The organism is Pseudarthrobacter sp. P1 (assembly GCF_050156935.1).
Lineage (GTDB): Bacteria > Actinomycetota > Actinomycetes > Actinomycetales > Micrococcaceae > Specibacter.
Genome location: NZ_CP189584.1, coordinates 3,658,721 through 3,682,270, shown reverse-complemented (window position 1 = coordinate 3,682,270; position 23,550 = coordinate 3,658,721). Strand labels below are relative to the sequence as shown.

At 69.1% G+C, this 23,550-nt stretch carries 21 protein-coding genes and 1 pseudogene; 13 read left to right on the top strand and 9 right to left on the bottom strand.

Going from position 1 to position 23,550, the window contains the following annotated elements:
- Positions 1 to 56: 56 nt before the first annotated feature.
- Positions 57 to 1,040 carry an RNase H family protein gene (locus ACQCSX_RS17325; RefSeq protein ID WP_427016475.1) on the bottom strand — a complete coding sequence of 328 codons (984 nt, stop codon included), beginning with the start codon at positions 1,038 to 1,040 and terminating at the stop codon, positions 57 to 59.
- Between the two features lie 403 nt (positions 1,041 to 1,443).
- Between ACQCSX_RS17325 and ACQCSX_RS17320 the strand changes: the two genes are divergently transcribed.
- Positions 1,444 to 1,998, top strand: coding sequence for an AMIN-like domain-containing (lipo)protein (locus ACQCSX_RS17320; RefSeq protein ID WP_427016474.1), 555 nt, complete (start codon positions 1,444 to 1,446; stop codon positions 1,996 to 1,998).
- A 252-nt stretch (positions 1,999 to 2,250) separates the two neighbouring features.
- On the opposite strand, the gene groL is transcribed toward ACQCSX_RS17320, so the two are convergent.
- The gene (gene groL / locus ACQCSX_RS17315) at positions 2,251 to 3,876 is read right to left on the bottom strand and encodes a chaperonin GroEL (protein WP_427016473.1); all 1,626 of its coding nucleotides are present in this window, start codon (positions 3,874 to 3,876) and stop codon (positions 2,251 to 2,253) included.
- 365 nt (positions 3,877 to 4,241) lie between these two features.
- Between groL and ACQCSX_RS17310 the strand changes: the two genes are divergently transcribed.
- The gene (locus ACQCSX_RS17310) at positions 4,242 to 4,724 is read left to right on the top strand and encodes a TM2 domain-containing protein (RefSeq protein ID WP_427016472.1); all 483 of its coding nucleotides are present in this window, start codon (positions 4,242 to 4,244) and stop codon (positions 4,722 to 4,724) included.
- An 87-nt stretch (positions 4,725 to 4,811) separates the two neighbouring features.
- On the opposite strand, the gene ACQCSX_RS17305 is transcribed toward ACQCSX_RS17310, so the two are convergent.
- Both ACQCSX_RS17305 and ACQCSX_RS17300 read right to left on the bottom strand, forming a co-directional pair.
- Positions 4,812 to 5,417, bottom strand: a complete 606-nt coding sequence (locus ACQCSX_RS17305; protein ID WP_427016471.1) for a LytR C-terminal domain-containing protein — start codon at positions 5,415 to 5,417, stop codon at positions 4,812 to 4,814.
- A gap of 41 nt (positions 5,418 to 5,458) precedes the next feature.
- Positions 5,459 to 5,791 carry a DUF3263 domain-containing protein gene (locus tag ACQCSX_RS17300; RefSeq protein ID WP_427016470.1) on the bottom strand — a complete coding sequence of 111 codons (333 nt, stop codon included), beginning with the start codon at positions 5,789 to 5,791 and terminating at the stop codon, positions 5,459 to 5,461.
- 140 nt (positions 5,792 to 5,931) lie between these two features.
- Between ACQCSX_RS17300 and ACQCSX_RS17295 the strand changes: the two genes are divergently transcribed.
- The 3 genes from ACQCSX_RS17295 to ACQCSX_RS17285 all read left to right on the top strand — a co-directional run bounded on the left by ACQCSX_RS17295 (position 5,932) and on the right by ACQCSX_RS17285 (position 8,920).
- A complete protein-coding gene (locus ACQCSX_RS17295; protein ID WP_427016469.1) occupies positions 5,932 to 6,705 on the top strand; it encodes a uracil-DNA glycosylase in 774 nt (257 codons plus the stop codon).
- A 65-nt stretch (positions 6,706 to 6,770) separates the two neighbouring features.
- Positions 6,771 to 7,607, top strand: coding sequence for a siderophore-interacting protein (locus ACQCSX_RS17290; RefSeq protein ID WP_427016468.1), 837 nt, complete (start codon positions 6,771 to 6,773; stop codon positions 7,605 to 7,607).
- A 200-nt stretch (positions 7,608 to 7,807) separates the two neighbouring features.
- A complete protein-coding gene (locus tag ACQCSX_RS17285; protein ID WP_427016467.1) occupies positions 7,808 to 8,920 on the top strand; it encodes an FUSC family protein in 1,113 nt (370 codons plus the stop codon).
- 36 nt (positions 8,921 to 8,956) lie between these two features.
- On the opposite strand, the gene ACQCSX_RS17280 is transcribed toward ACQCSX_RS17285, so the two are convergent.
- Complete coding sequence (locus tag ACQCSX_RS17280; RefSeq protein ID WP_427016466.1) at positions 8,957 to 10,579, bottom strand: threonine/serine exporter family protein; 1,623 nt, start codon at positions 10,577 to 10,579, stop codon at positions 8,957 to 8,959.
- A gap of 53 nt (positions 10,580 to 10,632) precedes the next feature.
- Positions 10,633 to 11,706 carry a lipid II:glycine glycyltransferase FemX gene (locus ACQCSX_RS17275; RefSeq protein WP_427016465.1) on the bottom strand — a complete coding sequence of 358 codons (1,074 nt, stop codon included), beginning with the start codon at positions 11,704 to 11,706 and terminating at the stop codon, positions 10,633 to 10,635.
- Between the two features lie 195 nt (positions 11,707 to 11,901).
- Between ACQCSX_RS17275 and ACQCSX_RS17270 the strand changes: the two genes are divergently transcribed.
- From ACQCSX_RS17270 to ACQCSX_RS17240, 7 genes are all read left to right on the top strand, one after another.
- A complete protein-coding gene (locus ACQCSX_RS17270; RefSeq protein WP_427016464.1) occupies positions 11,902 to 13,365 on the top strand; it encodes an ABC transporter permease in 1,464 nt (487 codons plus the stop codon).
- A 3-nt stretch (positions 13,366 to 13,368) separates the two neighbouring features.
- Complete coding sequence (locus ACQCSX_RS17265; RefSeq protein WP_427016463.1) at positions 13,369 to 14,055, top strand: ABC transporter ATP-binding protein; 687 nt, start codon at positions 13,369 to 13,371, stop codon at positions 14,053 to 14,055.
- 214 nt (positions 14,056 to 14,269) lie between these two features.
- A complete protein-coding gene (locus tag ACQCSX_RS17260; protein WP_427016462.1) occupies positions 14,270 to 15,025 on the top strand; it encodes an IclR family transcriptional regulator in 756 nt (251 codons plus the stop codon).
- Entirely contained in the window at positions 15,025 to 16,041 is a 1,017-nt protein-coding gene (hutG, locus tag ACQCSX_RS17255) for a formimidoylglutamase (protein ID WP_427016461.1), read from the top strand. Before ACQCSX_RS17260 ends, hutG begins: the two co-directional genes overlap by 1 nt.
- Positions 16,038 to 17,552 carry an ABC transporter substrate-binding protein/permease gene (locus ACQCSX_RS17250; RefSeq protein ID WP_427016460.1) on the top strand — a complete coding sequence of 505 codons (1,515 nt, stop codon included), beginning with the start codon at positions 16,038 to 16,040 and terminating at the stop codon, positions 17,550 to 17,552. The genes hutG and ACQCSX_RS17250 overlap by 4 nt, the downstream gene beginning before the upstream one ends.
- Positions 17,552 to 18,283, top strand: coding sequence for an amino acid ABC transporter ATP-binding protein (locus ACQCSX_RS17245; protein WP_427016459.1), 732 nt, complete (start codon positions 17,552 to 17,554; stop codon positions 18,281 to 18,283). Before ACQCSX_RS17250 ends, ACQCSX_RS17245 begins: the two co-directional genes overlap by 1 nt.
- Positions 18,284 to 18,386: 103 nt before the next feature.
- Positions 18,387 to 19,230, top strand: a protein-coding gene (locus tag ACQCSX_RS17240; RefSeq protein ID WP_427018933.1) for an IS5 family transposase whose coding sequence is annotated in 2 segments (ribosomal slippage) — positions 18,387 to 18,692 and positions 18,694 to 19,230 — 843 coding nt in all. Because the reading frame shifts where the segments join, the coding sequence is not laid out codon by codon here.
- A 56-nt stretch (positions 19,231 to 19,286) separates the two neighbouring features.
- Here ACQCSX_RS17240 and ACQCSX_RS17235 read toward each other — a convergent pair.
- Positions 19,287 to 19,529, bottom strand: a complete 243-nt coding sequence (locus tag ACQCSX_RS17235; RefSeq protein WP_427016458.1) for a DUF2630 family protein — start codon at positions 19,527 to 19,529, stop codon at positions 19,287 to 19,289.
- Between the two features lie 279 nt (positions 19,530 to 19,808).
- On the opposite strand from ACQCSX_RS17235, the pseudogene ACQCSX_RS17230 reads away from it, so the two are divergent.
- A pseudogene (locus ACQCSX_RS17230) lies at positions 19,809 to 20,492 on the top strand (nitrilase-related carbon-nitrogen hydrolase); the annotation flags it as partial.
- A gap of 122 nt (positions 20,493 to 20,614) precedes the next feature.
- Here the strand turns inward: ACQCSX_RS17230 and ACQCSX_RS17225 are convergent.
- Together ACQCSX_RS17225 and alr are read right to left on the bottom strand one after the other, a co-directional pair.
- Positions 20,615 to 22,279: a PucR family transcriptional regulator ligand-binding domain-containing protein gene (locus ACQCSX_RS17225; protein WP_427016457.1), complete on the bottom strand. Its 1,665-nt coding sequence runs from the start codon at positions 22,277 to 22,279 to the stop codon at positions 20,615 to 20,617.
- Positions 22,276 to 23,472: an alanine racemase gene (gene alr, locus ACQCSX_RS17220; protein WP_427016456.1), complete on the bottom strand. Its 1,197-nt coding sequence runs from the start codon at positions 23,470 to 23,472 to the stop codon at positions 22,276 to 22,278. The genes ACQCSX_RS17225 and alr overlap by 4 nt, the downstream gene beginning before the upstream one ends.
- Positions 23,473 to 23,550: the final 78 nt, after the last annotated feature.

The window sequence follows — 23,550 nt, the reverse complement described above, 5'->3', positions numbered from 1 at the left end:
CAACGCACCCGGACCAGCCACCGGTTTGGCCTGCAGGCCGGAACCGGCCTAGATGTCTAGGCCTCCGGCGTGCCCTGGTGGAAGCGCAGGCGCCATTGGCCCTCCAGCAGCCGCCAGAGCGAGCTGCGCAGCGCGGTCCCCCGGTGGTCGGTGCTGCGGTAGGTCAGCAGCGCCGTGGCGGGGTCCAGCAGGTCCACAGCGAGCACGTCCATGGATGGCGCCTTGGCTGCGCCCTGGTCCATGGACGCCAGCACGGCGTCACGGGTCCACATGCGTCCGGAGGCGCCGATCTCCTCAAAGTCGGGGTGCAGCAGCACGGCAACGCGGCTGACATCCGCCCGGACCGAGGGCGTCAGGAGCTCGCGCTCCAGAGCCACCACGGCGTCGACGGCGGTGCCGCCGGCGGGTGCGAATTCCTCCTCCAGGGAGGAAAAGAGGTCCGGCTGCTCGTGGCCCGGCAGCTCGAAGGGCGCTGCCGCTGCCGGCAGGGCGGCCGCAGCGTTGCCGGCCACGGGCGCGGACGCTGCCGCAGCGGGCTCCTTGGCCTCGGCCGTGGCCGCTCCGCCCGCCGGGGTGTTCGGGAAGCCGGGGCCGCGGGGCGGCTGGCGCTTGGCCTGGTAGGCCGTCGCGGCGGCACGGGCCTTGTCGTCGGCGGCCTCGTTGAGGTCGTGGCCGGCGTGGCCCTTGACCCACTCAAAGGTGTAGTTGCGGCCCACGATGGCGGCGTCGATGTCCTTGAGCAGGTCCAGGTTCAGGACGGGCTTGCCATCGGCCTTGCGCCAGCCCTTGCGCTTCCAGCCCGGCATCCATTTGGTGATGCAGTTGATCACGTACTGGCTGTCGCACAGGATCCGCAGCGGCTCGGCGGCAACGTGCTCGGTGGCCCGGAACAGGTCCAGCACGGCCATGAGCTCGCCCTGGTTGTTGGTGCCGTGCGGCCAGCCGCCGGCCTGCCAGCAGTTCTCGTCCACATACCAGGCCCAGCCTGCGGGTCCCGGATTTCCCAGCGCGGAACCATCCGCAGCAGCAACAATCGTCATGCACCAATACTTTCACGCGCGGGCACCGGATTTTCCGCCGGCCTCGGGTTCCGGACAGGGCCGGGGATTGACAGGCCAGGAAATTGATGCCGATCCGTTTCACCATTGTCCCCGAATCTTGCTTGTCTATGGTCCTCCGGCGGCAGACGCTGAATGCACCACGGCACGCGGCACGCGTGGACGGAGGGTGCCTTGGGCTGCACGGCCGTGGAGTCCGCCGCGTACGGCGGACGATTTCCACCCGCAATCAGTTGAGCAAGCAGGATGCAAAATGCGCATCAATCTCCGGGCAGCGTGGGGACGGCTGCGCCATCATTCTACCTCCCGCGCGGCGATCCCCGCGGGCGGGACCTTGTCCCCATCGCCGCGGACCAGGGCGCAGCCGAAGGGTCGGCCCACATTGATGGGGGCGAAGGCCGCCCTTGCTGCCCTGGTGCTGGCCGCCGGCCTGGGGCTGGTATCCCCGGCCATTGCCTCGGCGGCCCCCACCTGCGGGCTCGTCTGGGGTTCGCAGGCCAAGTCGAACGCCGCTACGGTGCCGGGCCCAAGCCAGGATCCGATCACCAATATCCGGGCCGGACGCCATGGCTGCTTTGACCGCTTGGTGGTCGACGTCAACGGCGTGGCCCCGGCGTACAACGTGCGCTATGTCGACGACGTGACACAGGACGGGTCCGGCTCCATCGTTCCGCTGCGGGGGCGCGCCTCCCTCCAGGTGAGCGTTCTGGCGCCGGCCCACGACAGCAACTACCAGCCGACCTACACCCCGGCGGACAGGAACGAGGCGGCGGACGTCTCCGGCTTCCGGACCTTCCGCCAGGTGGCCTTCCTCGGCAGCTTTGAGGCCGTGACCCAGATCGGTCTGGGCGTCCGTGCCCGGCTGCCGTTCCGGGTCTCCACCCTGGCCGGCCCGGGTGAAGGGTCGCGGCTGGTGATCGATGTGGCGCACCGCTGGTGAGACCGGCGGGGCGCCGGGCAGGCGCTTAAAGCAGCGGCGGCGGTGCCACAGTTCCCCGTGCAGGGAACCGTGGCACCGCCGCCGTCCAAACAGCCAGCCGACTGCCCTACGGAGTGTGGGTGGGCCCACAACCTCGAGGGCCCCCAATACGGGCTCGCTAGCGAGCTTTGGGGAGAGGTTGGGTGGGCCCACAACCTCGAGGGCCCCCAATACGGGCTCGCTAGCGAGCCCGTATTGGGGAGAGGTTGGGGACTAGAAGCCGCCCATGCCGCCCATGTCGTCGCCGCCGCCGGCCGGAGCCGACTTCTGCGGCTTGTCGGCCACAACAGCTTCGGTGGTCAGGAACAGACCGGCAATGGAGGCCGCGTTCTGCAGTGCAGAGCGGGTCACCTTTACCGGGTCGTTGACGCCGGCAGCCAGCAGGTCTTCGTACTGGCCGGTGGCGGCGTTCAGGCCGTGGCCTGCGGGCAGGCCGCGGACCTTGTCCACCACAACGCCGGGCTCGAGGCCGGCGTTGAAGGCGATCTGCTTCAGCGGAGCGTCGATGGCAACGCGGACGATGTTCGCGCCGGTGGCCTCGTCACCCGTGAGGTTCAGGTTGGCGAATGCCTTCACGCCGGCCTGGATCAGGGCCACGCCACCGCCGGGGACGATGCCCTCTTCAACGGCTGCCTTGGCATTGCGGACTGCGTCCTCGATGCGGTGCTTGCGCTCCTTGAGCTCAACCTCGGTTGCGGCACCGGCCTTGATGACTGCAACGCCGCCGGCCAGCTTGGCCAGGCGCTCCTGCAGCTTCTCGCGGTCGTAGTCGGAATCGGAGTTCTCGATCTCGGCGCGGATCTGGGCCACGCGGCCGGCGATGGCGTCGGCGTCGCCGGCACCTTCGACGATGGTGGTCTCGTCCTTGGTCACAACAACCTTGCGGGCCTTGCCCAGCAGCTCAAGGGTGGTGTTCTCCAGCTTCAGGCCAACTTCCTCGGCGATGACCTGGCCACCGGTGAGGATGGCGATGTCGGCCAGCTGGGCCTTGCGGCGGTCGCCGAAGCCCGGAGCCTTGACGGCGACGGACTTGAAGGTGCCGCGGATCTTGTTCACGATCAGCGTGGCCAGGGCCTCGCCCTCGATGTCCTCGGCGATGATCAGCAGCGGCTTGTTGGACTGCATGACCTTCTCCAGAACTGCAACGAGGTCCTTCACGTTGGAGATCTTGGAGTTGACGATCAGGATGTAGGCGTCCTCGAGGACGGTTTCCTGGCGCTCGGCGTCGGTGACGAAGTAGGCGGAGATGTACCCCTTGTCGAAGCGCATGCCCTCGGTGAGCTCAAGCTCCAGGCCGAAGGTGTTGGACTCCTCGACGGTGATAACACCTTCCTTGCCAACCTTGTCCAGGGCCTCGGCAATGAGGTTGCCGATCTCGGTGTCGCCGGCGGAGATGGAAGCCGTGGCTGCGATCTCTTCCTTGGTCTCGATCTCCTTGGCGTTGGCCAGCAGCTCGGCGATGACGGCCGCGGTGGCCTTCTCGATGCCGCGCTTGAGGCTCAGCGGGTCGGCTCCGGCTGCAACGTTGCGCAGGCCTTCCTTGACCAGGGCCTGTGCCAGAACCGTAGCGGTCGTGGTGCCGTCGCCGGCCACGTCGTCGGTCTTCTTGGCAACTTCCTTGACCAGCTCGGCACCGATCTTCTCGAACGGGTCCTCCAGCTCGATCTCCTTGGCGATGGACACACCATCGTTGGTGATCGTGGGGGCGCCCCACTTCTTTTCGAGAACGACGTTGCGGCCACGCGGGCCCAGGGTGACCTTGACGGCGTCGGCGAGGATGTTCAATCCGCGCTCAAGGCCGCGGCGTGCCTCTTCATCGAATGCAATGATCTTGGCCATGGAGGCTTCAGTCCTTTCGGGACAGTCATTTTGGACTCAGTTTCCGAACTGTGGCGCCCGCGACGGACGGGCTGCATTGGACGGCGATCTCTGTACGCCGGCCAACTCACCCTCACCACACCGGAAGTGTGTTCACTGCTGCTGGTGGAGACAAAACTGGCAGTCTCCACCACAGAGTGCTAACTCAATAATTAGCACTCGGCACCCCAGAGTGCAAACAATTGGACGCCACATCTGCTTCTGGTGAAACCGGCGACGCTTCCGCAGGGGCCGTCCATGCCCTAGCGTTGGCCATGAAATATTCCATTGCACGCATTTAGTGGGGCACGTGGATGGTGCCCGCACACATGAACCGGAGGCGCACCTTGAGCGAAATCCCCACCCCCGAACCCGCGGCCACGCCGCAGCCGCCGGTCGTTCCGCAGCCGCCGCCCGCTCCGCCAGCCGATCCCACCCAGTACGCGGCCCCGCCGGCGCCACCCATTGGCCCGGCACAGCACCCGGCACAGTACCCGGCCCCGCCGGCCCCGCCGCTCTACAACCAGGCGCCTTACAACCAGGCGCCGTACGGCCAGCCCGGCCCCTACGCCGCCCCCTATGGGGCCCCGGCGGAGCAGAAGTCCAAGATCGCGGCCGGCCTGCTGGGCATTTTCCTCGGCGGCCTGGGCATCCACAACTTCTACCTCGGCTTCACCACGAAGGCCGTCATCCAGCTGCTGATCAGTGTGCTGTCCGTGGGCACCCTCGCCATCGTCAGCTCCATCTGGGGCCTGATCGAGGGCATCCTGATCCTCACCGGCTCGGAAAACTTCCGCAGGGACGCCAGGGGCATCCCGCTGCGCGACTAGCTCCAACGCACGCTGCCCCGCAGCCGGTGCCCGCTTGAGCCATCAAGCGGGCACCGGCTGCGGGGCAGCTGCTGTGCGTTCGGGGGCTTACTGGGCCCCGGGGCCCAGCACCACGGCCAGCGGAATGGCCAGCTCGGCCAGCTCGGCCGTGCGGGGGATGCCCAGCAGCTGGGCCAGCGCTTCTGCGTTCGCCTTCTGGGCCGGAACGCTGTAGAACACCACCGAGCTGGGCTGTATTGCGCCCGTCCAGTTGGCGGTCTGGTTCACGCCCCAGCCGGCGCTGGAGATGATCCCGCTGTACTTCGCGGCCAGCCCGGAGATGCCGGAGGCGTTGAAGACCTGGACGGGGACGCTCTTGTCCACCGCGGCCGGCGGCTCGGTGGGCCCCGGGGATGCGGACTCGGAGGCCGGCACCGACGGCGTTTCACTGGCCGGCGGATTCTCGGTGGGAGCCGCTCCGGTCGTGGCCGTATCCGTCGTGGCCACGGCCGCGGGGGGAACGTTGCCGCTCCCGCCGATGCCCAGCCTCGGGAGCACAAAGAAGGCTGCCAGCCCCACGATCAAGGCCAGGACACCAAAGGCCATCAGCGGAAACAGGCTGTTTCGTGCCGGGGCGATGGACGTGCGGTGGACTCCGTGGCGTGAGGAATTTTCCGGGATCTTGTCGAATTCGTCCCGAGGGTAGGTGCTCATGTGGCGGCGGTGTCCTTGTGGTGTTGTGGCAACGGGTGGCGTCAGCTGCCCAGGCGGCGGGCCGTGCGGGCCTGCTGGCGCGACGTACGTAGTCTACGCAATCTCTTCACCAACATGGGATCGTGGGCCAGGGCAGCCTCGGTGTCGATCAGCGCGTTGAGGATCTGGTAGTAGTGCGTCGCGGAGATGTCGAAGAGTTCGCGGATGGCCTGTTCCTTGGCCCCCGCATACTTCCACCATTGCCGTTCCAGGGCCAGCATCTGGGCATCGCGCTCGCTCAGACCCCAGGCTCCGGCGGTGTCCTGGGCGGCGTCTGCGGCCGGCTCGGCGGAGGGAGCGTGGAGCTCGTGCGCAGCCTGTTCGGCGTCGGACATGCCTTGGTTCCTTCCACGACTTACAAAAATGGCCAGTCTCTCCATGCTAGTTCCCATTCACAGGCTTGTCATTTGGCGACCAGCCCGGAAGACCTCACGGAAGACGCCCCGGCGGGCCCGGCGTGGCGAACAATGGAGGGATGGACAACCAGCCCGCGCTCTTTGACGCCCCCGAATCCCCGCATGCGGCCCGCACCGCGGCACAAGACCATGCGGCCCTGGAGCGGCTGGCCGCCGATCCCCTGTCCTTCATGGCCCCGGACTGGGCCGCGGCCATGTCCGGGGTGGAGCCCCAGCTGCGCGCCCTGGGCGCGTTCCTGCGGCGCGAGCACGACGGCGGCACCGGCTTCCTGCCCCGCCCCGCCAACGTGCTGCGCGCCTTTTCCCACCCGCTGGACGGGGTCAAGGTGCTCATCACCGGCCAGGACCCCTATCCCACCCCGGGGCACGCCGTCGGGCTCTCCTTTAGCGTGGACCCGGCCACCCGGCCGCTGCCGCGCAGCCTGGCCAACATCTACAAGGAACTGCAGGCCGACTTGGGGATCGCTCCGGCGCAGCACGGGGACCTCTCGGCTTGGGCTGAGCGGGGCGTACTGCTGCTCAACAGGGTCCTGACCGTCTCCCCCGGTGCCGCGGGATCGCACCGGGGCAAGGGCTGGGAACAGGTCACCGATGCCGCCATCGCCGCCCTGGCTGCCAGGGACAGGCCGGCCGTGGCCGTGCTCTGGGGCAACGATGCCCTCAAGCTCCGCCCCCAGCTCGGCCGCGCGGACATCGTGGCCTCCGCCCATCCCAGCCCGCTTTCGGCCTCGCGCGGCTTCTTCGGGTCGCGCCCCTTCAGCCGGACCAACGAGTTGCTGGCGGCCCGGCGCCTCGCGCCGGTCGACTGGGAATTGCCGGCGGCGCTAAAGTAGTTAGGGTGCCCTCACCTGGGCGCCCCGCGAACGGCCGGCCCCGCCGGCACCCAAGGAGCCTCCCCGTGACTGTTGCCCCCGCCGTGAAGCCTCGCCCGCAATCGACCCTGGTGGTGCTGCGCACCGAGTGGCCCAGCGCCCATATGGTGCGCGTGGTGGCCGGCGGCGACGGGTTTGGCACGTTTACGCCCAAGGACTTCACCGACATGTACGTGAAGATCCATTTCCCGCACCCCGGCGTCGCGTACCAAGAGCCGCTGGACGTGTTTGCCCTGCGCGAGCACATGCCGCGCGAGCAGTGGCCCGCCACCCGGACCTATTCCATCCGCTGGCTGGACCTGGCGGCGCGCGAACTCGCCATCGACTTTGTGGTGCACGGCGACGAGGGGTTGGCCGGGCCCTGGGCCGCCAACGCCAAGCCCGGCGACAGGCTCATCATTTCCGGTCCGGGCGCCGGCTACAAGCCCAATCCGGAGGCGGACTGGTACCTGTACGCGGGCGACGACGCCGCCATCCCCGCCATTGCCTCCTGCCTCGAGGCCCTGCCGGCCGGCGCCGTCGGGCGCACCTACCTGGAGGTCGACGAGGAGGCCGACATCCAGGACATCAAGGCCCCCGCCGGAATGCAGATCGAGTGGCTGTTCCGCCGCGGCCAGCCGGCGGGCACCGCCACGCTGCTGGCCGAGGCCGTGGCCGGTGCGCCGTGGGAACTGGGCCGGGTGGACGTCTTCGCCCATGGCGAGCGTGAATACATGAAGGCCCTGCGCGATGTCCTCTTCAAGGGCCAGGGACTGGAGCGCTCCCAGGTGTCCCTGTCGGGGTACTGGGCCTACGGGCGCACCGAGGACTACTTCCAGGCGGAAAAGAAGGAACCCATCGGCCAGATCCTGGCCCCGGCCTAGGAATCCCGCCGCACCGCTTTCCCGGCGGCAGCAGGGCCCCGGGGAAAGCGGTGCCCGGGAAACCTGCGGGCAATCGGCGCGAAACATGGTCGCGCTAGCGTGGCCGTGGATGCTCCCCGGACGGCCGGTGGAGCGTGCATGCCGGTGTCGCCAATGCCCGCCATGGTGCCATGGCGGGACCAGGGAGAATGTCCACAACCATGGTGGAAAAGTTTCAACGCTACGTCCGCAGCGGACTGGTGCGCAGCCGGTCCTCGCTGGGCCAGGCCCTGCTCATGGCGTTGTGCGCGGTCCTCGCCTATCTCTTTGCCGAACGCGTCCTGGGCCACCCGGCCCCGATCTTCACGGCAACCTCGGCCCTGATTGCCCTGCAGTTCTCCTCGGACCTGCGCAGCCGCCGTGTCCTGGAGGTGGCCATCGGCTGCACCCTCGGTGTCGCCGGCGGCGGGTTGTTTACGCTGCTGCTGGGCCAGGGCCCTGCCCAGTCGGTCCTGATCGTCTTCGCCTTTGTGGTGGTCGCCCGGTTTCTGGACAAGGGCGCCGTCTTCGCCACCCAGATGGCCATCCAGGCGGTGCTGGCGTCCATGCGCGGCACCACACTGGAGGGCATCCTGGACACAAGCATCGATGCCGCGGTGGGCGGCGGCTGCGCGCTGCTGTTCACCGCCCTGGCACCGCTGGGGCGGCACGGGTTGCCCCGCCAGGCCATCGCCGGTCTGGCCGGCGAACTCTCGGCCGTGCTGCGCCAGTGCGCGGCGGCGCTGGAGGCCAACGATTCGACGCTGGCCTGGCACGCCCTGGTCCGCGCGCGCAGCAGCCAGTCGGCCATCAATGAAACGGCCGCCGTCCTGGCCAGGGCCCATGAGGCAGCCATCCTGTCCCCGTTCCGGCGGCGGGCCGGCATGGACCTCCTCCTGGCGGCCGCCGGCAAATTGGATCTGGGGCTGCGCAACAGCAGGGTCTTCTCCCGGCGGCTGACCTACGCCATCAACAATGCAGCCCTGTCCGAGGCGGCCGCCGGCGGGCTGGCCGGTTTCCTGGCCGTGCTGGCCGGGCAGGTGGGAGCGCTGGCCGATGCCTTCGCCGAGGCCGACGCAGGGCGCCGGGACGCCCGGCTGGCCCGGTGCCGCGGGTCCCTTGTCCAGTTGGCCGGACGGCTCGCGCCCGGGGATTTCGGCGCGACAACCCTGGAGGGGCAGGCCCTCATCGTGGTCCTGCGGCCGCTGCTGGTGGACGTGATGGAGGCGGCGGGAAGCTCCCACGGAAGCGCCGAGGCGGCCCTGCCCCGGATCTCCGATCCCGTGGGGCGGTGAACCGCACCGGCGCGGGCCCTGGCAGCGGCGCGGGTCCTAGCGGCGGCGGTTGCGGCGGTTCTTGCCGCCCTTCTGCCCGGTCAGCGGCCGGGCGATGTTGTCGCCCAGCACCACCCCGGCCGCCACCGCCAGGATGGTGGTCAGCGCATTGAAGATGCCGATGGCACCCTCGGCGGACTGGTCGGGGGTGATGGTCAGGACAAACATGGCCCGGAAAATGGACAGCCCGGTGAGCAGGAACAAGATGGACGGCACGGCCACCACCAGCGCCGGCGCACCCATCCGCAGGGCCACCACGCGGGCCACGAGGCCAATCACCACGGCCGCGACGGCCGGGGCGAAGCGCCCGCCCAGCCCGGCGTTGGTGGTCGCGAAGTAGACCACGTAGCCCAGCAGCCCCACCATCGTCGTCGGCAGGACCAGCCGCAGGGAGGTCTGCTCGGCGATGCAGATGGCCACGGTGGCCACCGCCACCAGCGGCAGCAGCGCCGCCAGCGGCAGGCTCCCCGTCAGGGGTTCGGCGACATCCAGCCGTTCGGTGCCGAAGACCGCCCCGCAGACCAGCGCGACGGCGATGCCGGACACGATGGCGCCAAAGGTCAGGAAGGCGGACAGGAACCGCCCGGCCGCCGTGACGGGGAAGCCGTTGATGGCGTCCTGGACCGCCGAGACCAGCCGCCCGGTCGGCAGCAGCAGCAGGATTCCGCCCGCCACCACCAGGGCAGGCGTCAGCGGAACCTTCAGCAGCAGGCAGGTGATGGCGACGGCGGTGACCACAAAGGAACTGGTGCCCACCACGAAGAAGTCCGGCACCCGCCAGCGGCCCAGCGTGCGGGCAATGCCCCCGACCAGCAGGCTGCTCAGGAAGGCCACCAGCGCACCGGCCCAGGTGCCGCCGATCACGGCCACCACCGCGGCGGCGAAGATGGCCTCGGCCAGCACCACCAGCCAGCGCGGGAACGGCTTGGGGCTGCGGACGATCTCGTCCAGCCGCTTGGTGGCGGCGTCGCGGGTCACGCCGCCGGAGACGATGCCCGTCACCAGCTCGTGGATCTTGGCCAGGCCGGCGTAGTTGTCGGTCCACGACCGCACCACGCGCAGCAGCGTAATGGGGGTGGCGTCCTTCTTGGCATAGTTGATCACCACCGACTGGTTGGTGATGTCCACCTCGATGTTGCGCAGGCCCATGGCGGCCGTCACGGCAATCATCGAGGTCTCCACCTCCAGGGCACCGGCGCCGTAGCGGAACATGGTCTCGGCCAGATGCAGGGCAAAGTCCATGGTCTTGCGGGCGGAGGGGTCCACCCCGCCCACCTGGATGGTGGGGTTGGCATAGGGGCTTCCCGCCAACCGGTCCACGATGTTCATCGGCGCCGTGGGCGGCGCCTCGCCCTGGACCAGCCGGCGCAGGACCCGGCGGGCGGCAAAGCTGGGCCGCATCGGGCCTTCGATGCGGGCGGCCACCACGGCGGCTCCGACGGCCGGGGTGGCCGGCTGCACCGGCTCCGGCGCGCGGACCAGAGTCCCGTCCGGCTCCGGCGCACGGGCGCGAGCCCCGGCGGGCTTCCCGGCCTGCGGCGCGCGGCCGGGGACCGGCACCACCGGGATCATGCCAACCCGCGGTTCCGCTGCCGGCCTGTCCGCTGCTTCCTCGCTCATGTGCCCTTCTTTGGCGGCCCGCCTGGCGCGCCGCCGTCGTCGCTGGATTCGGCTTAGTAGAACTGGTGGCCGGTGCGGCGGCTGTACAGCTGGCGGAAGATCCGTTCGCCGGCCGCCATCCACACCTTGTACTTCAGCGGGCGCAGCGCCAGGTCGTAGCAGCCCACGAAGTCCGTCACGGTCTTGGTGAAGCTGGTCTTGAACAGCCCCAGGCCGTGGTGCGGGTGGGTGGGGTCCTTCAGCCGGGCGGCCGGCGGGGCACCGCAGAAGTCGTACTCCACCGCGCCCAGGGCCTTCATGTCGCCGATGGCCTGCCACTGCACCAGGTGGGAGTCACCGTACTGGGAGCGGTTCTGCAGGGATCCGCCGTCCTTGTACGTGGCCTTGCGGCCGTAGTTGATGACGAACGCGCCCACCGCGGGGCGGCCGTCCTCGTAGACGAAGTACAGGTGGCCCTGGCCGCGGCTGGTGAACTCGTGCCAGAACGAGCGGTAGTAGGCGTATTCGCGCAGCTGGTTGGTGCTCTTGGCCGCCAGCGTGCCCTGCATCAACTCGAACATGGTGCGCAGGTTCGCCTCGTTCGCCTCCACGGGAACCACCTCCACGCCCTCGCGGATGGCCCGGCGGACGGCGTTGCGGCCGCGCGAATGCAGGTTGCGCAGCAGCTGGTTCTCCTCCGGGGAGATGTCCAGGATGGCGGTGTTGTCGTTGGGCTGCAGGTCGAAGGTCTTGACCAGCCCGGCGCCGGTGAGCACGGCGCGGGCCGCCTCGGAGTCCACGATGTCCGGCTCGATCTTGAGCATGAACACGTTGAGCATGTCGCGGCGGACAAACCCGCGGACGGCGGCCACCATGCCCGGCACATCCTCGACGGCGGCGGCGTCGGGCCCCTTGATCAGGTACCAGAGCCGGCCCAGCACCGGAAACGTCTTTTCCAGGACCAGGTTGTAGCTGGTCCAAGCCGGCCCCTCGATGGCCAGGTACTGCGGCTTCCAGCCGTAGTTTGCCTTGACGGCGGCGAAGGCCTCTGACTGGAGGATGTTGCCGCCATTGGGGTTGGCGGTCACATGCGCATCCCAGTTGGCGATCTCGGCGGGAGTGGCAAACCTGGCGGTGAATTCTGGCAAGAGACCCTCAATTACGTTGCTGCTTACGTCCTGGTCCAAGTCTAGCGGGCGGCACCTGTGCATCCGCTGAAGGCCCAGGGCCGCGCGGTTCACAGCCCACGCACAGCAAGGCCAAAGCAAAGCCACGGCGGGTGCCCAGACGATGGAGACGATGGGACGCCGCCCGGCGCCCAAGGGATGTATCGGAGCCTGAATATGAGTGTCATAGCCCGCAGCGTGGGCAATGCGTTGCGAAACAAGGTGCGCACCGGCGCCGTCGTGGTCATTTTGGCCGTGGCGATCGGTCTCGCGCTGTCCATGCTGGTGGCCAACCAGGCGGTGGCCGCCAAGGTCAGCTCGCTCAAGGCCTCCGTCGGCAACAACCTGACGGTCAACCCCGCCGGGGCGCGCGGCGGCCAGGGTGGTGGCGAGCCCCTGACGGCCGCGGACGTCACCAAGGCCGCCGCCGTGGCCCACGTCAGCGACGTCACGGGTTCGCTGTCGGCCCGGCTCAGCAACGCGGCGGCCAGCACCACCACCGGAACGGCCGACGCCGGTGCCGCACCGGGCGGGCCCGGCGGCTTCGGTGCCGGCGGCACCACCAGCCTCACCTCCGCGGTTGACCCGGGCACGCTGGGCAACCGGGCGAACAGCTCCGGATCCGCAACGTCGGGCACCGGCAGCACCGCCCGGCGCACCTTCACCATCCCGATAGAGGCCACCGGCATCTCAGGCACCCTCAATGCCAGCGGCGAGGCCATCAACATCACCGACGGCGCCGCCCTGAGCGACTTCGCCGCCACCTCAACGCAGGCCCTGGTGGGCACCACGCTGGCCACCAAGAACTCCCTGCAGGTGGGCTCCACGTTCACCGTCCAGGACCGGACCGTGACGGTGGCGGGCATCTTCGACGCCGGCACCGCCTTCGACAACAACACCATCTTCCTGCCGCTGGCCGCCACCCAGACACTGCTGGACCAGGCCGGGGAGATCAGCACCATGACCGTCACGGTGGACAGCATCGACAACGTCGAGGCCACCAAGACCGCCCTCGCGAATGCCCTGGGCAGCACCCGGGTGGATGTCAGCTCCGGCGGCCAGAACCTTGAATCGGCCGTCAGCTCGCTGTCCACGGTGCAGAACATCTCGCTGATCGGTTTCATCGCCGCCCTGGTCACGGCCGGGCTGATCGTCCTGCTGATCATGATCATGGTGGTCCGCGAGCGCCGCCGGGAGATCGGCGTGCTCAAGGCCATCGGCGCCTCCAACCGCACCATCGGCGTGCAGTTCGTCATCGAGGCCCTGGTCCTGGTGGTCATGGGCTCGGTGGGGGGCGCCGCCGTCGCGGCCTTCAGCTCCAATTCGATCGTCAGCGCCCTGGTGGCCGGGAACACCGCCAGCACGACGGCGGGCACCCGGGCGCGCGGCACCGGCGGCGCCGCCTCCCAGTTCGCCGGACAGGCCGCCGCCGGCGGGTTGCCGGGCGGTGGCCAGTTTGGCGGCGGGCGCGGCGCCTTCGCCGGCGCCAGCCAGCTGATCGGCACCATCAACACCTCCGTCGGCTGGCAGACGCTGGTTGTCGGCGTGGTCGGCATCCTGCTCATTGCCGCCGTCGGCGCCCTGGTCCCGGCCCTGCTGACCGCCAAGGTCCGCCCCATCGAAGTTCTGCGAGGAGAGTAAGCCATGTTGGATGTCAGAGACGTCGTCAAGGCGTTCAAAGCCGGCGACCACACCATCAAGCCCGTGAACGGCATTTCGTTCAGCATCGAGCAGGGCACCTTTGCCGCCATCCTGGGCAAGAGCGGCAGTGGCAAGAGCACCCTGCTGTCCTTGCTGGGGGCGCTGGACAAGGCCACCTCGGGGGATGTGGTGGTGGATGGGGTGAACATTTCCACGCTGCCCGATGCCAAACTCACCGCCTACCGGCGCGATGACATCGGTTTCGTCTTCCAGGCCTACAACCTGATCCCCAACCTCTCCGCCAAGGACAACGTGATGCTGCCGATGGAGTTCGCCGGGCTGCCCCGCGCCGAGCGGAGCGCCCGCGCCGCGGAGCTGCTGAACCAGGTGGGGCTGGAGGATGAGATGCACGACCGCAAGGCCAACCGGCTCTCCGGCGGCATGCAGCAGCGCGTCTCCATTGCCCGGGCCCTGGCCAACAACCCCAAGCTGGTCCTCGCCGACGAGCCCACGGGCAACCTGGACGATGAGACCGGCGAGCTCATCATCGACCTGCTGCGCAACCTCTCGCACCAGAAGAACACCACCATCCTGGTGGTCACGCACGACCATGCCCTGGCGGCCAAGACGGACCGCAAGTTCCGCCTGGCCCGCGGCAAGATCACCGAGGAGGCAACCGCGCCCCGCTAGGAACGCATGGATGCTTGAGGCAAGGGCGCGGCGGGTGCCGGGGACGCAAGTCCCCCGGCACCCGCCGCGCCCTTTGCCGTGCAGGCCCGCCCCTCCGACGCCATGGGCGCCGCAGACCCGCCGCGGAACAAATACCCACCCATTGGAAATCCGATTCCCATTGAGTGGGAATCTCCCCTAGCTGGCTGTAATTTCAGACACTAATGTCGCCTGCATGGTTGAAACACATGGCGGCTCGGTGAAGGGCGAAGCAAATTCCTCCCGGTCCATCGAGATCCTGCTCCAATTCGCATCGGCGCAGGCGCTGACCGCCGCCCAAATCTCAACCCGCACGGGCATTCCCGCCAGTGCCGTCTACCGGCACCTCGCGGTCCTGCTCCAGTCCGGCCTGGTGGCAACGGCAAACAACCGGGGCCAGTTCTCCGCCGGCCCGGAGACGCTGCGGCTGGCCGCACACTTCCGGCAGGAATCAATCGTGCGAAGCCACGTCAGCTCCGCGCTGCAGCAGCTCTGTGATGAAACCCAGGAATTGGCCGCCTACCTGGTGGTCAGCGGCATGCAGGCCCTGTGCGTCGACGCCGTCGAAGGCCCGCAAATGCTGCGTTGCAGCTACTCCCCCGGCCGGTCGCAGCCGCTGTACCGCGGCGCAAGCGCCATGGCGTTGCTCGCCCATCTGTCCCCCGAACGGCGCTCCGGCATCATCAGCGCGCTGGCCTTGGACACCGCCGGGGAAGACGCCCTGCGCCAGGAGCTGGCGATCGTGGCACACCGCGGATTCGCCCTGAGCAATGGCGCCGTTGACGCCGGCGTGTGGGGTGTCAGCTTCCCCGTCTTTGACTCGTCCGGGCAACTCGTCGGCACCGTGAGCTCCATGGCGCCCTCGGCCCGGGCCATCCGGAATGAAAAGCGGCTCATCGCGCTCACCCACTCCACCGCCGTTCTCCTCAACCAAGCAGACAAAGGAATTTGATGACCACCGACCTCAGTCCCCAACCGTGGACGGGCCGCGACGACGGGCCCGGCCCGGAACACAGGCGGTGGCACCATGCCGTCAACGACTCGCTCGCCGACCCCCTGCGCCGCGCCGGCCGGGCGGGCATTGCCGTGCTCGGCTTCCGCAGCGATGAGGGCGTGCGCCGGAACAAGGGCCGCATCGGCGCGTTCGATGCCCCGGCCGTGATCCGCTCCGCCCTTGCCCCGTTGGCGGCCCCGGCGGATTTCGCGGTCCAGGACCTGGGCGATGTCTCGGTGGCCACCGGCGACCTGGACGCGGGCCAAGCCAACCTGGGCCGCGCCATTGCCGCGGCGCTGGCCGGCGGCCAGCTGCCCATCGTCCTGGGCGGCGGCCACGAAACCGCCTTCGGCAGCTACCTCGGGCTGCGCGCCGGCACCACGCTGGAGAACAAGCGGCTGGGCATCATTAACCTCGACGCCCACTTTGACCTGCGCTCGGACCCCATCCCGTCCTCCGGCACCCCGTTCCGGCAGATTGCCGCGGCCGAACGTGCCGCGGGCCACGGCTTCACGTACCGGGTCGTTGGCATCAGTGCCGCCAACAACACGCTGGAGCTCTTCCAGACGGCCAGCGAGCTGGGGGTGGAATACCTGGCGGACGAGGACTGCGGCAGCACCAGGCTGGAGCAGGTCACCGACTTCGTCGCGGCGTTCATCAACGACGTCGACGCCGTCTACCTGACCATCGACCTTGACGTCCTCCCCGCCTATGTGGCCCCCGGCGTCAGTGCGCCGGCCGCGCTCGGGGTGCCATTCGACGTCGTGCTGGCCGTCTGCAAACAGCTGGCCCGCTCCCCCAAGCTCATCCTCGTTGACGTCGTCGAACTCAATCCGCGCTTCGACATCGACAACAGAACCGCACGTACCGCCGCCCGGCTCATCCAGGCCATCGCGGACGAGCACACCACGCTCCTGCGGGAGCCCTCTGCCGAACCGGCAATTGCGAACCATCATCGAATTGAGCTCCCGTGAAAAGACTGTTCACCCGCTACCGTTTCTGGGCCATCGTGGCCGCCTTTGTCCTGGGCATCACCGGCGCTGCCGCCCAGGCGGCGACGGCGGCCACCACGCCACCGGCCGCCCCTGCCACCACGTCCGCGAAGCTTGCTGACCTGCAATCCGGAAAGGTGGCCCTGCGGGTTGGCACCGACGCCACGTTCCCGCCCTTCGAGTTCACCGACGCCAACGGCGAGAAGATGGGCTTCGACGTCGATCTGGTCCGGGCGCTGGCGGCCAAGGCCGGCATCAAGAACGTCGAGTTCACCCAGATGCCGTTCGGCAACATCGTTCCGGCGTTGCAGGCAAACCAGATCGACCTCGGCGCATCGGCCATCTACATCAGTGCCGAACGCGCCAAGGCCATCGACTTCTCCGACGTCTACTACCCCGGCGGCCTGTCCATCTTCGTGGCCGATTCCAACACGGCCATCAACTCGCTCGCCGACCTGGCCGGCAAGAAGGTCGCGGTCCAGGTGGGCACCAAGTCCGTGGCCTGGCTGGAGCAAAACCAGCCCAAGGCGGAGCTGGTGCAGGTCCAGACCAACGACCAGATGTTCACGTCCGTGAAGCTGGGCCAGGCCGACGCCGTGGTCACCGGACAGCCGGGCGGGCGCTACTTCATCCACCAGCAGGGCGGCCTGAAGCAGGTGGGCGACCGCCTGACGAATGAGAACTACGGGTACGCGTTCCAAAAGGGGGACACCGACATCAAGGACGCCTTCAACAAGGCGCTCACGGACCTGAAGGGCGACGGCGGCTACGACAAGCTCACGGAGCAGTGGTTCGGCGATGTGGCCTCGGCCTCCACCGAGCCGGCGAAAGCCCACAGCCTGATCAACATCTCCTCCATCACCAACTCGGCCGACCAGCTCTGGCGCGGCCTGGTCACAACGATGGAAATCATCGGCATGTCGCTGGTCCTGAGCCTGGGCTTTGGCATGTTGGGCGGTTTCGCGAAGCTCTCCAAGATCCTGCCCCTGCGCTGGCTGGGCACCGCGTACGTCTCGGTCATCCGCGGCACCCCGTTCATCGTCCAGCTGTTCCTGATCTACTTCGGCCTCCCCCAGCTGGGCGTGCAGCTGCAGCCCATGGTGGCCGGTGTCCTGGCGCTGGGCCTGTACAGCGGCTCGTATGTCACGGAGATTTTCCGCGGTGCCGTCCAGTCCGTGGACAAGGGCCAGATGGAAGCGGCCCGCTCGTGCGGCATGAGTTCCGCCGCTGCCCTGCGGCACGTAATCATCCCGCAGGCCTTCCTGCGCATGCTGCCGCCGCTGGGCAACGAGTTTGTCTCGCTGACCAAGAACTCGGCCCTGGTGTCCTTCGTGACCATCAGCGAATTGTTCCTGGTGGGCCAGTCGATCATCTCCCGCACCTTTGACGCCCTGACCGTGTACCTGTTCATCGGGTTGGTCTACTACATCCTCACGAACATCATCGGGTTTGTGGCAAACACCCTTGAGAAGAAACTGGCGGTTTACATCTAATGGCACTGCTCCACACCACGGCGATCACCAAGACGTTTGGCACGCTCAAGGTCCTCAACGGCATCGACTTCTCCATCGAACCCGGCGAGGTGGTGGCCGTCATCGGTCCCAGCGGCGGCGGCAAGTCAACGTTCCTGCGCTGCCTGAACCTGCTGGAAACCCCCACCTCCGGCCATGTCATCTTCGACGGCGAGGACCTGCTGGCCCCGGACGTCGACCTGGACCGGCTCCGCGCCCGCATGGGCATGGTGTTCCAGCAGTTCAACCTGTTCCACAACATGACGGCACTGAAGAACATCATGCTCCCGCAGATGAACGTGCTGGGCACCAGCAAGGCCGACGCCGAGAAGCACGCGCTGGAGCTGTTGGAGAAGGTGGGCATGACGCACCGCGCCCACGCCTACCCCAGCCAGCTCTCCGGCGGCCAGAAGCAGCGCATCGCCATTGCCCGCGCCGTCGCCATGAGCCCGAAGCTGATGCTCTTCGATGAGCCCACCAGCGCCCTGGACCCGGAGGTCGTCAACGACGTCCTGGGCGTCATGGCCGATCTGGCGCAGCAGGGCATGACCATGGTGGTGGTGACGCACGAGATGGGCTTCGCCCGCAAGGTCGCCGACCGCGTGGTCTTCGTCGACGGCGGCGTCATCGCCGCGGACATGCCGCCGGAGGAGTTCTTCTCCGACACCAATGAGAACCCCCGGGTGCGGGACTTCCTGAACAAGGTCCTCTAGGGTGTGTCTCCTAATCAGTGGTTTTGCGGTTTGGCATGATTGATGGGTGCCTTCTCGCTATTCCGTGTTGTCCGATGCCCAGTGGGAGTCCATTGCCCCGTTGATGCCCGATTCGTCGGGGAAACCGGGCCGACCCTTCAACGACCACCGGCTGATGACCGAGGGCATCATCTACCGCTACCGGGCAGGGATCCCATGGCGTGATCTCCCTGCCTATTTCGGGTCGTGGAAGACCGTGTGGAAGCACCACCGCCGCAACGCCGCCAACGGGACCTGGGACAAGGTCCTGGCGGCGTTGCTGACCCGCGCGGACACGGCCGGGCTGATCAACTGGGAGGTCTCGATCGACTCCACGGTCAACCGTGCCCACCAGCACGGCACGAACCTGCCCCGCCACACAGGGGGACCTGTCGAATTACAGGAATCTGCTCGACGAGCCTGAGGACCATGCCATCGGCCGGTCCCGCGGCGGGCTGACCACCAAGATCCACGCCCTGGTGGATGGCAACATGCGTCCCCTGGTCCTGCTGCTGGGGCCGGGCCAGGGCGGGGACTCGCCGATGTTTGAGAACCTCATGGAGGCCCTGAAGGTAGAAAGGCCCGGTCCCGGCCGGGCCCGCACCCGCCCGGACCGGGCCATGGCCGACAAGGCCTATTCCTCCAAAGCAATCCGGGCGTACCTGCGCGGGCGGGGCATCGAGTGCGTTATCCCGGAAAAGGACGACCAGAAGGCCAACCGGAAACGCAAGGGCTCCGCCGGGGGACGCCCCGTCAGATACGACAGGGACGCCTACAAACGGCGCAATGTGGTCGAGCGCAGCTTCAACACCCTCAAGCAATGGCGGTCCCTGGCCACCCGCTACGACAAACTGGCCCTCACCTACCGCTCAGCGGCCGTCCTGCACGCCGTCGTCATCTGGAGCGCCGCATTGGGAGACACGCCCTAGCACCCGCGGCCCGTGCCTTGGGCGCGATGCCCACCCAAGGCACGGGCCGCCGCCGGTCACTGCCGGTAACCTTCCACCTTGTCGGCAGGGCGCAGCTTGGCTTCATCCGGGTTGGCACCGGCACGGATCTTGGCGTCGCGCTGGCGCAACAGATCCCAGCACTGGTCCAGCTGGACCTCGATAGTGTGGAGCTCCTGGCTGCGGGCCTCCGATGCGCCCTGGGACGGTGCCTGCTCCCGGAGGAGCTGCTCCTTTTCCACGAGTTCCTGGATCCGGTGGTGTATCTGCTGCCCATCCATTGCTGGCCCCCTGGCCTGGTTCGTTTGCCTGATTCCTTGCGTCCTGCACGCCGGACCACGCCGGCGGAACTATCCACTGCCCGCTACCACGCTAGTGAGTCAGGGCCGGGGTTGCCATAGCCACAACGGCGGGATGGTCCGGCAGCTGCCGGACCATCCCGCCGGCTTTGGTGCATTTCACCCTGGCACGGTGAATCATGGTGCCAATTGCCCTGCCGCACGGCTGCCGGTCCAGCCTAGGCTGGAGATCCACGTTTCCACGCTCACAGGGGAGTTTCGATGCGCATTGCCGTTCTGCAGGCCGCCAGCACCGTGCTGGACATTGCGGCCAATCTGGCGGTGGTGGATGCCGCGGCCGAGCGCGCCGCGGCGGCGGGCGCGGACGTCCTGCTGACACCTGAACTCTTTCCCACCGGCTACGCCCCGGCGGCCGTGGCTGCGGCCTTCACCCCGGCGCTGGCGGCCCGGATCGACGCCGGCGCCGCCGCCATCGCGGCCCGGCACTCGGTGGCCGTGGCCTACAGCCGCCCCGTCCCGGCCCCGGGCGGCGGCTGGCACATCGGTGCGGTGCTGCTGGACGGCGCCGGCGCCGAGATCCTGCGCTACGCCAAGGTCCACCTCTTTGGCGCAGAGGAGCGGGCCGCCTTTGCCCCGGCCGCCGCGGCGCCCGGCGTCGTGGAGCTGGCAGGACTGCACGTGGGCCTGCTGGTCTGCTACGACGCCGAGTTCCCCGAGTCCGTGCGGGCGCTGGCTGCGGCCGGCGCCGACGCCGTCCTGGTCCCCACCGCCCTGGCCGCGGGGTTCAACGACGTTCCCCAGATCCTGCTGCGCGCCCGCGCGCTGGAGAGCCAGGTGGCCCTGGCCTACGCCAACCAGGTGGGCACGGCGCCGGTGGCCGGCGGCGGCACGCTGGCCCTGGGCGGCGGCAGCATCATCGCCGGGCCCGACGGGCGCCTGCTGGCCCAGGCCGCCACGGCACCGGTGCCCGGGCAGGGCTTTGAACTGCTCCTCGCCGACGTCGGCGCCGAAGACATTGCCCGCGCCCGGGACCAGGTCCCCTATCTGCGCGATCGGCGCCCGGACCTCTACGCGGACTGGGCCGCGGCGTCCGGGTCCACGGCAAAGATCCCCGGGTCAAGGAAGCGCATGGCAATCAGCAGCTCCGCCCGCGTCCCGGCGTCGGCGAGGTCCTTGCCCAGCATTTCGCCGGCCTGACCCACCAGCCGGCGCACGCTGTTGCGGTGCAGGCCCAGCGCCTTGGCGGCCGCATCCCAGCTGCCGTTTTCCTCCAGCCAACCCTTGAGCACGCGCAGCACGCCGCGGGCCTTCCCGTCCCCCGGAGCCAGCAGCGGCCCCAGCAGTTGGGCGGCCAGCATGGCCCCGGCGTCGCGGCCCAGCAGGCCCTCCACCGACCAGGCCATGGTGTCCACCCGGATGCTGCGCCCGGAGCTGCGCACCTGCGCCCGCATGGCGGTGGCCCGCTGGTGCGCGGCGGCCAGCTCGGCGGGCTCGACGGCGTCGGAGATGGCCAGCAGCCAGCCGTTGCGCTCGGCCTCGGCGATGGCGGCGTCGTCCACCTTGAGCCGGGTGACGGCGCTGAAGCCGAAGTCGGTCAGCTCCACCAGCCTGGTGTCGAAGATCCGACGCCACTGCAGCAGCTCCCGGCCCGGCTCCTCCGCGGCGGTGCGCGCGGACGCCGTCGCATCGGCCCGGATGCCCTGGACCACCCGCAGTGCCGCCGCCCGGGAGGAGGAGGTGCACTGCGCCAGCAGGTCCTTGGCCGGCCCGCCGCCCCGGGCGATGGCGGACAGCGCCGTCGCCGGGTGCAACAGCAGTGCGGTGGCCAGCTGGCCCGGCGCCAGTGCCCCGCCGGTGCGCTGGCGGCTCAGGGCCTCCAGCAGTCCCACCGCGACCTCCACGATGTTCCGCTCCACCGGGCCCGGGCGCTCGGCCATGCCGATCACCAGGGCGCCGATGTTGGCGTCCCGGGCGCTGCGCAGCGGATAGCCCGTGACGGCGGCGGAGGACGGCTCCGCAAAGGAGTCCACCTCGATCCGCGGCCCGGATCCGGCGAACAGCTTCGCCAGCAGCGGCTCCAACCGGTCCGGTTCGGCCGGGACCAGCCCCGGCGCGGCGGCCCGGTGCCGCGGGCGCCCGTCGGCGCCGGCCAGCACCGCCCACAGCGGGACCTGCCGGGCCAGCACCTCCAGCACTTGGCCCTCCGGCCGGTCCGACAGGGCGCCGCGCAGCAGCGCCCGGGTGGCCTCGGAGATCCGGCGCAGGGCGCGCATGTTCTGGGTCTCCAGCAGCCGGGCGTAGAGCATGCCCAGTGCGGCAAACGGCACCCGTTCGGGCACGCGCAGCAGCATCAGCCCGTGCCGCCGGCAGGCGTCCACCACCGCATCGGGCACATCGTCGAAGTAGGGCCGGATGCCAAAGCCGAGGGCACAGACCTTGGCCTCCACCAGCCGGCGGACGTAGCCGTCCACGCGCTCCGGAGAGCCGCCGTCGCCGACAAACTGCAGCCCGGCGGTCAGGATGATCTCACCCTCCAGCAGGTACGGGGTGGGGTCCTCCAGCTCGCTGGGCTCCATCCAGCCCACGGTGATGTCGGCGGCGTGCTCCAGTCCATCGCCGTCCACCACCAGCTCCGGCCCGTCCGGCAGGCTCGCCAGGAAGTCCCCCAGCGTCACCCGTCCCAGCGATCCCGGCAGTCCGCCGTCGTGCGTCTGCCCCTGTGCCAGGCTCACGCGCGGCCCGCCACGGGCAGGAAGGTCCGCGGCAGCCGGGGCGCGATCCGGTTGATGATCTCATCGCCGTGGCTGCCGATCGCCTCGCCCCACTCGTCGGCACTGGCTGCACCGGCGGCCGGGTCGCCAAAGAGCTGCGCCATATCGCCCGGGCGGATGCCCCGCGGATCCGGCCCCAAATCAACCATGAACTGGTCCATGCACACCTTTCCCATCACGCGCACTCGCGCTCCGGCCACCGTCACGATGCCGCGGCCGCTGATGTCCTTGGGGATGCCGTCGGCATAGCCCAGAGGGATCAGCCCAAGATAGCGCGTTTCGTGCGTGATGGCCTTGTGCTCGTAGCTGACGCCGGTGCCGGCCGGGACCTTCTTGACCATCACCAGCGGCGCCGTGGCACTCAGCGCCGGGCGCAGCCCAAAGTCCGCCGGATCCAGGTGGTCCGCGGGCGAGAGCCCGTACATGGCCAGTCCGGCCCGCACCATGTCGAAGTGGTATTCGGGCCGGGCGAGCAAATTGGCCGAGCTGGCCACGTGCCGCAGCTCCGGCTCCAGCCCGGCGGCGCGGGCCTGGCCGACGGCGGCCTCGTAGCCGGCGACGGCGGCCGCGTTGCCCGGGTGGACGGGCACGTCGGCCCAGGCCAGGTGCGTCCAGATCCCGCGCACGCCCACCCCGCCGGGGCCCGCCGTGCGCTCGGCCGCGGCCGCTGCCTCCACCAGCTTCGCCCACTCGTCCGGCCGGGCTCCGCCGCGGCTGAGTCCGCTGTCCAGTTCCAGGTGGATCTGTGCCCGGGTGCCGCGCTCCTTGGCAATGGCCGCCACCGCCTCGAGGGCCTCGATGCTGCCCACGGAGACGTCGATGGAGTTCTCCACGGCCGCGCGGATGGTGCCGCTGTCGCTCGAGGCCAGGTACAGCCAGGCGAGGATGGGGGCGGTGATGCCAGCCTGGCGCAGCGCCACGGCCTCCGCCAGCTGGGCGGTGCCCAGCCAGCCGGCACCGGCATCCAGCGCCGTCCGGGAAACCTCCACGAGCCCGTGGCCGTAGGCGTTGCCCTTGACCACCGCCATGAACCCGGCCCCCGGCGAGTGCTTGCGCAGGATCCCGACATTGTCAGCGATGGCCTTCAGATCCACGGTGATCTGGCCGGCCTGTGGCCGGCCGGACATGGCCGGCGTGTGTGCAAAATGTCTCATGGTTGATCAGTGTAGGTCATTTTATCCTCACATGTAACCGGCATCACATGGCAGAGTTGGTTGCACGGAGACCCGGCC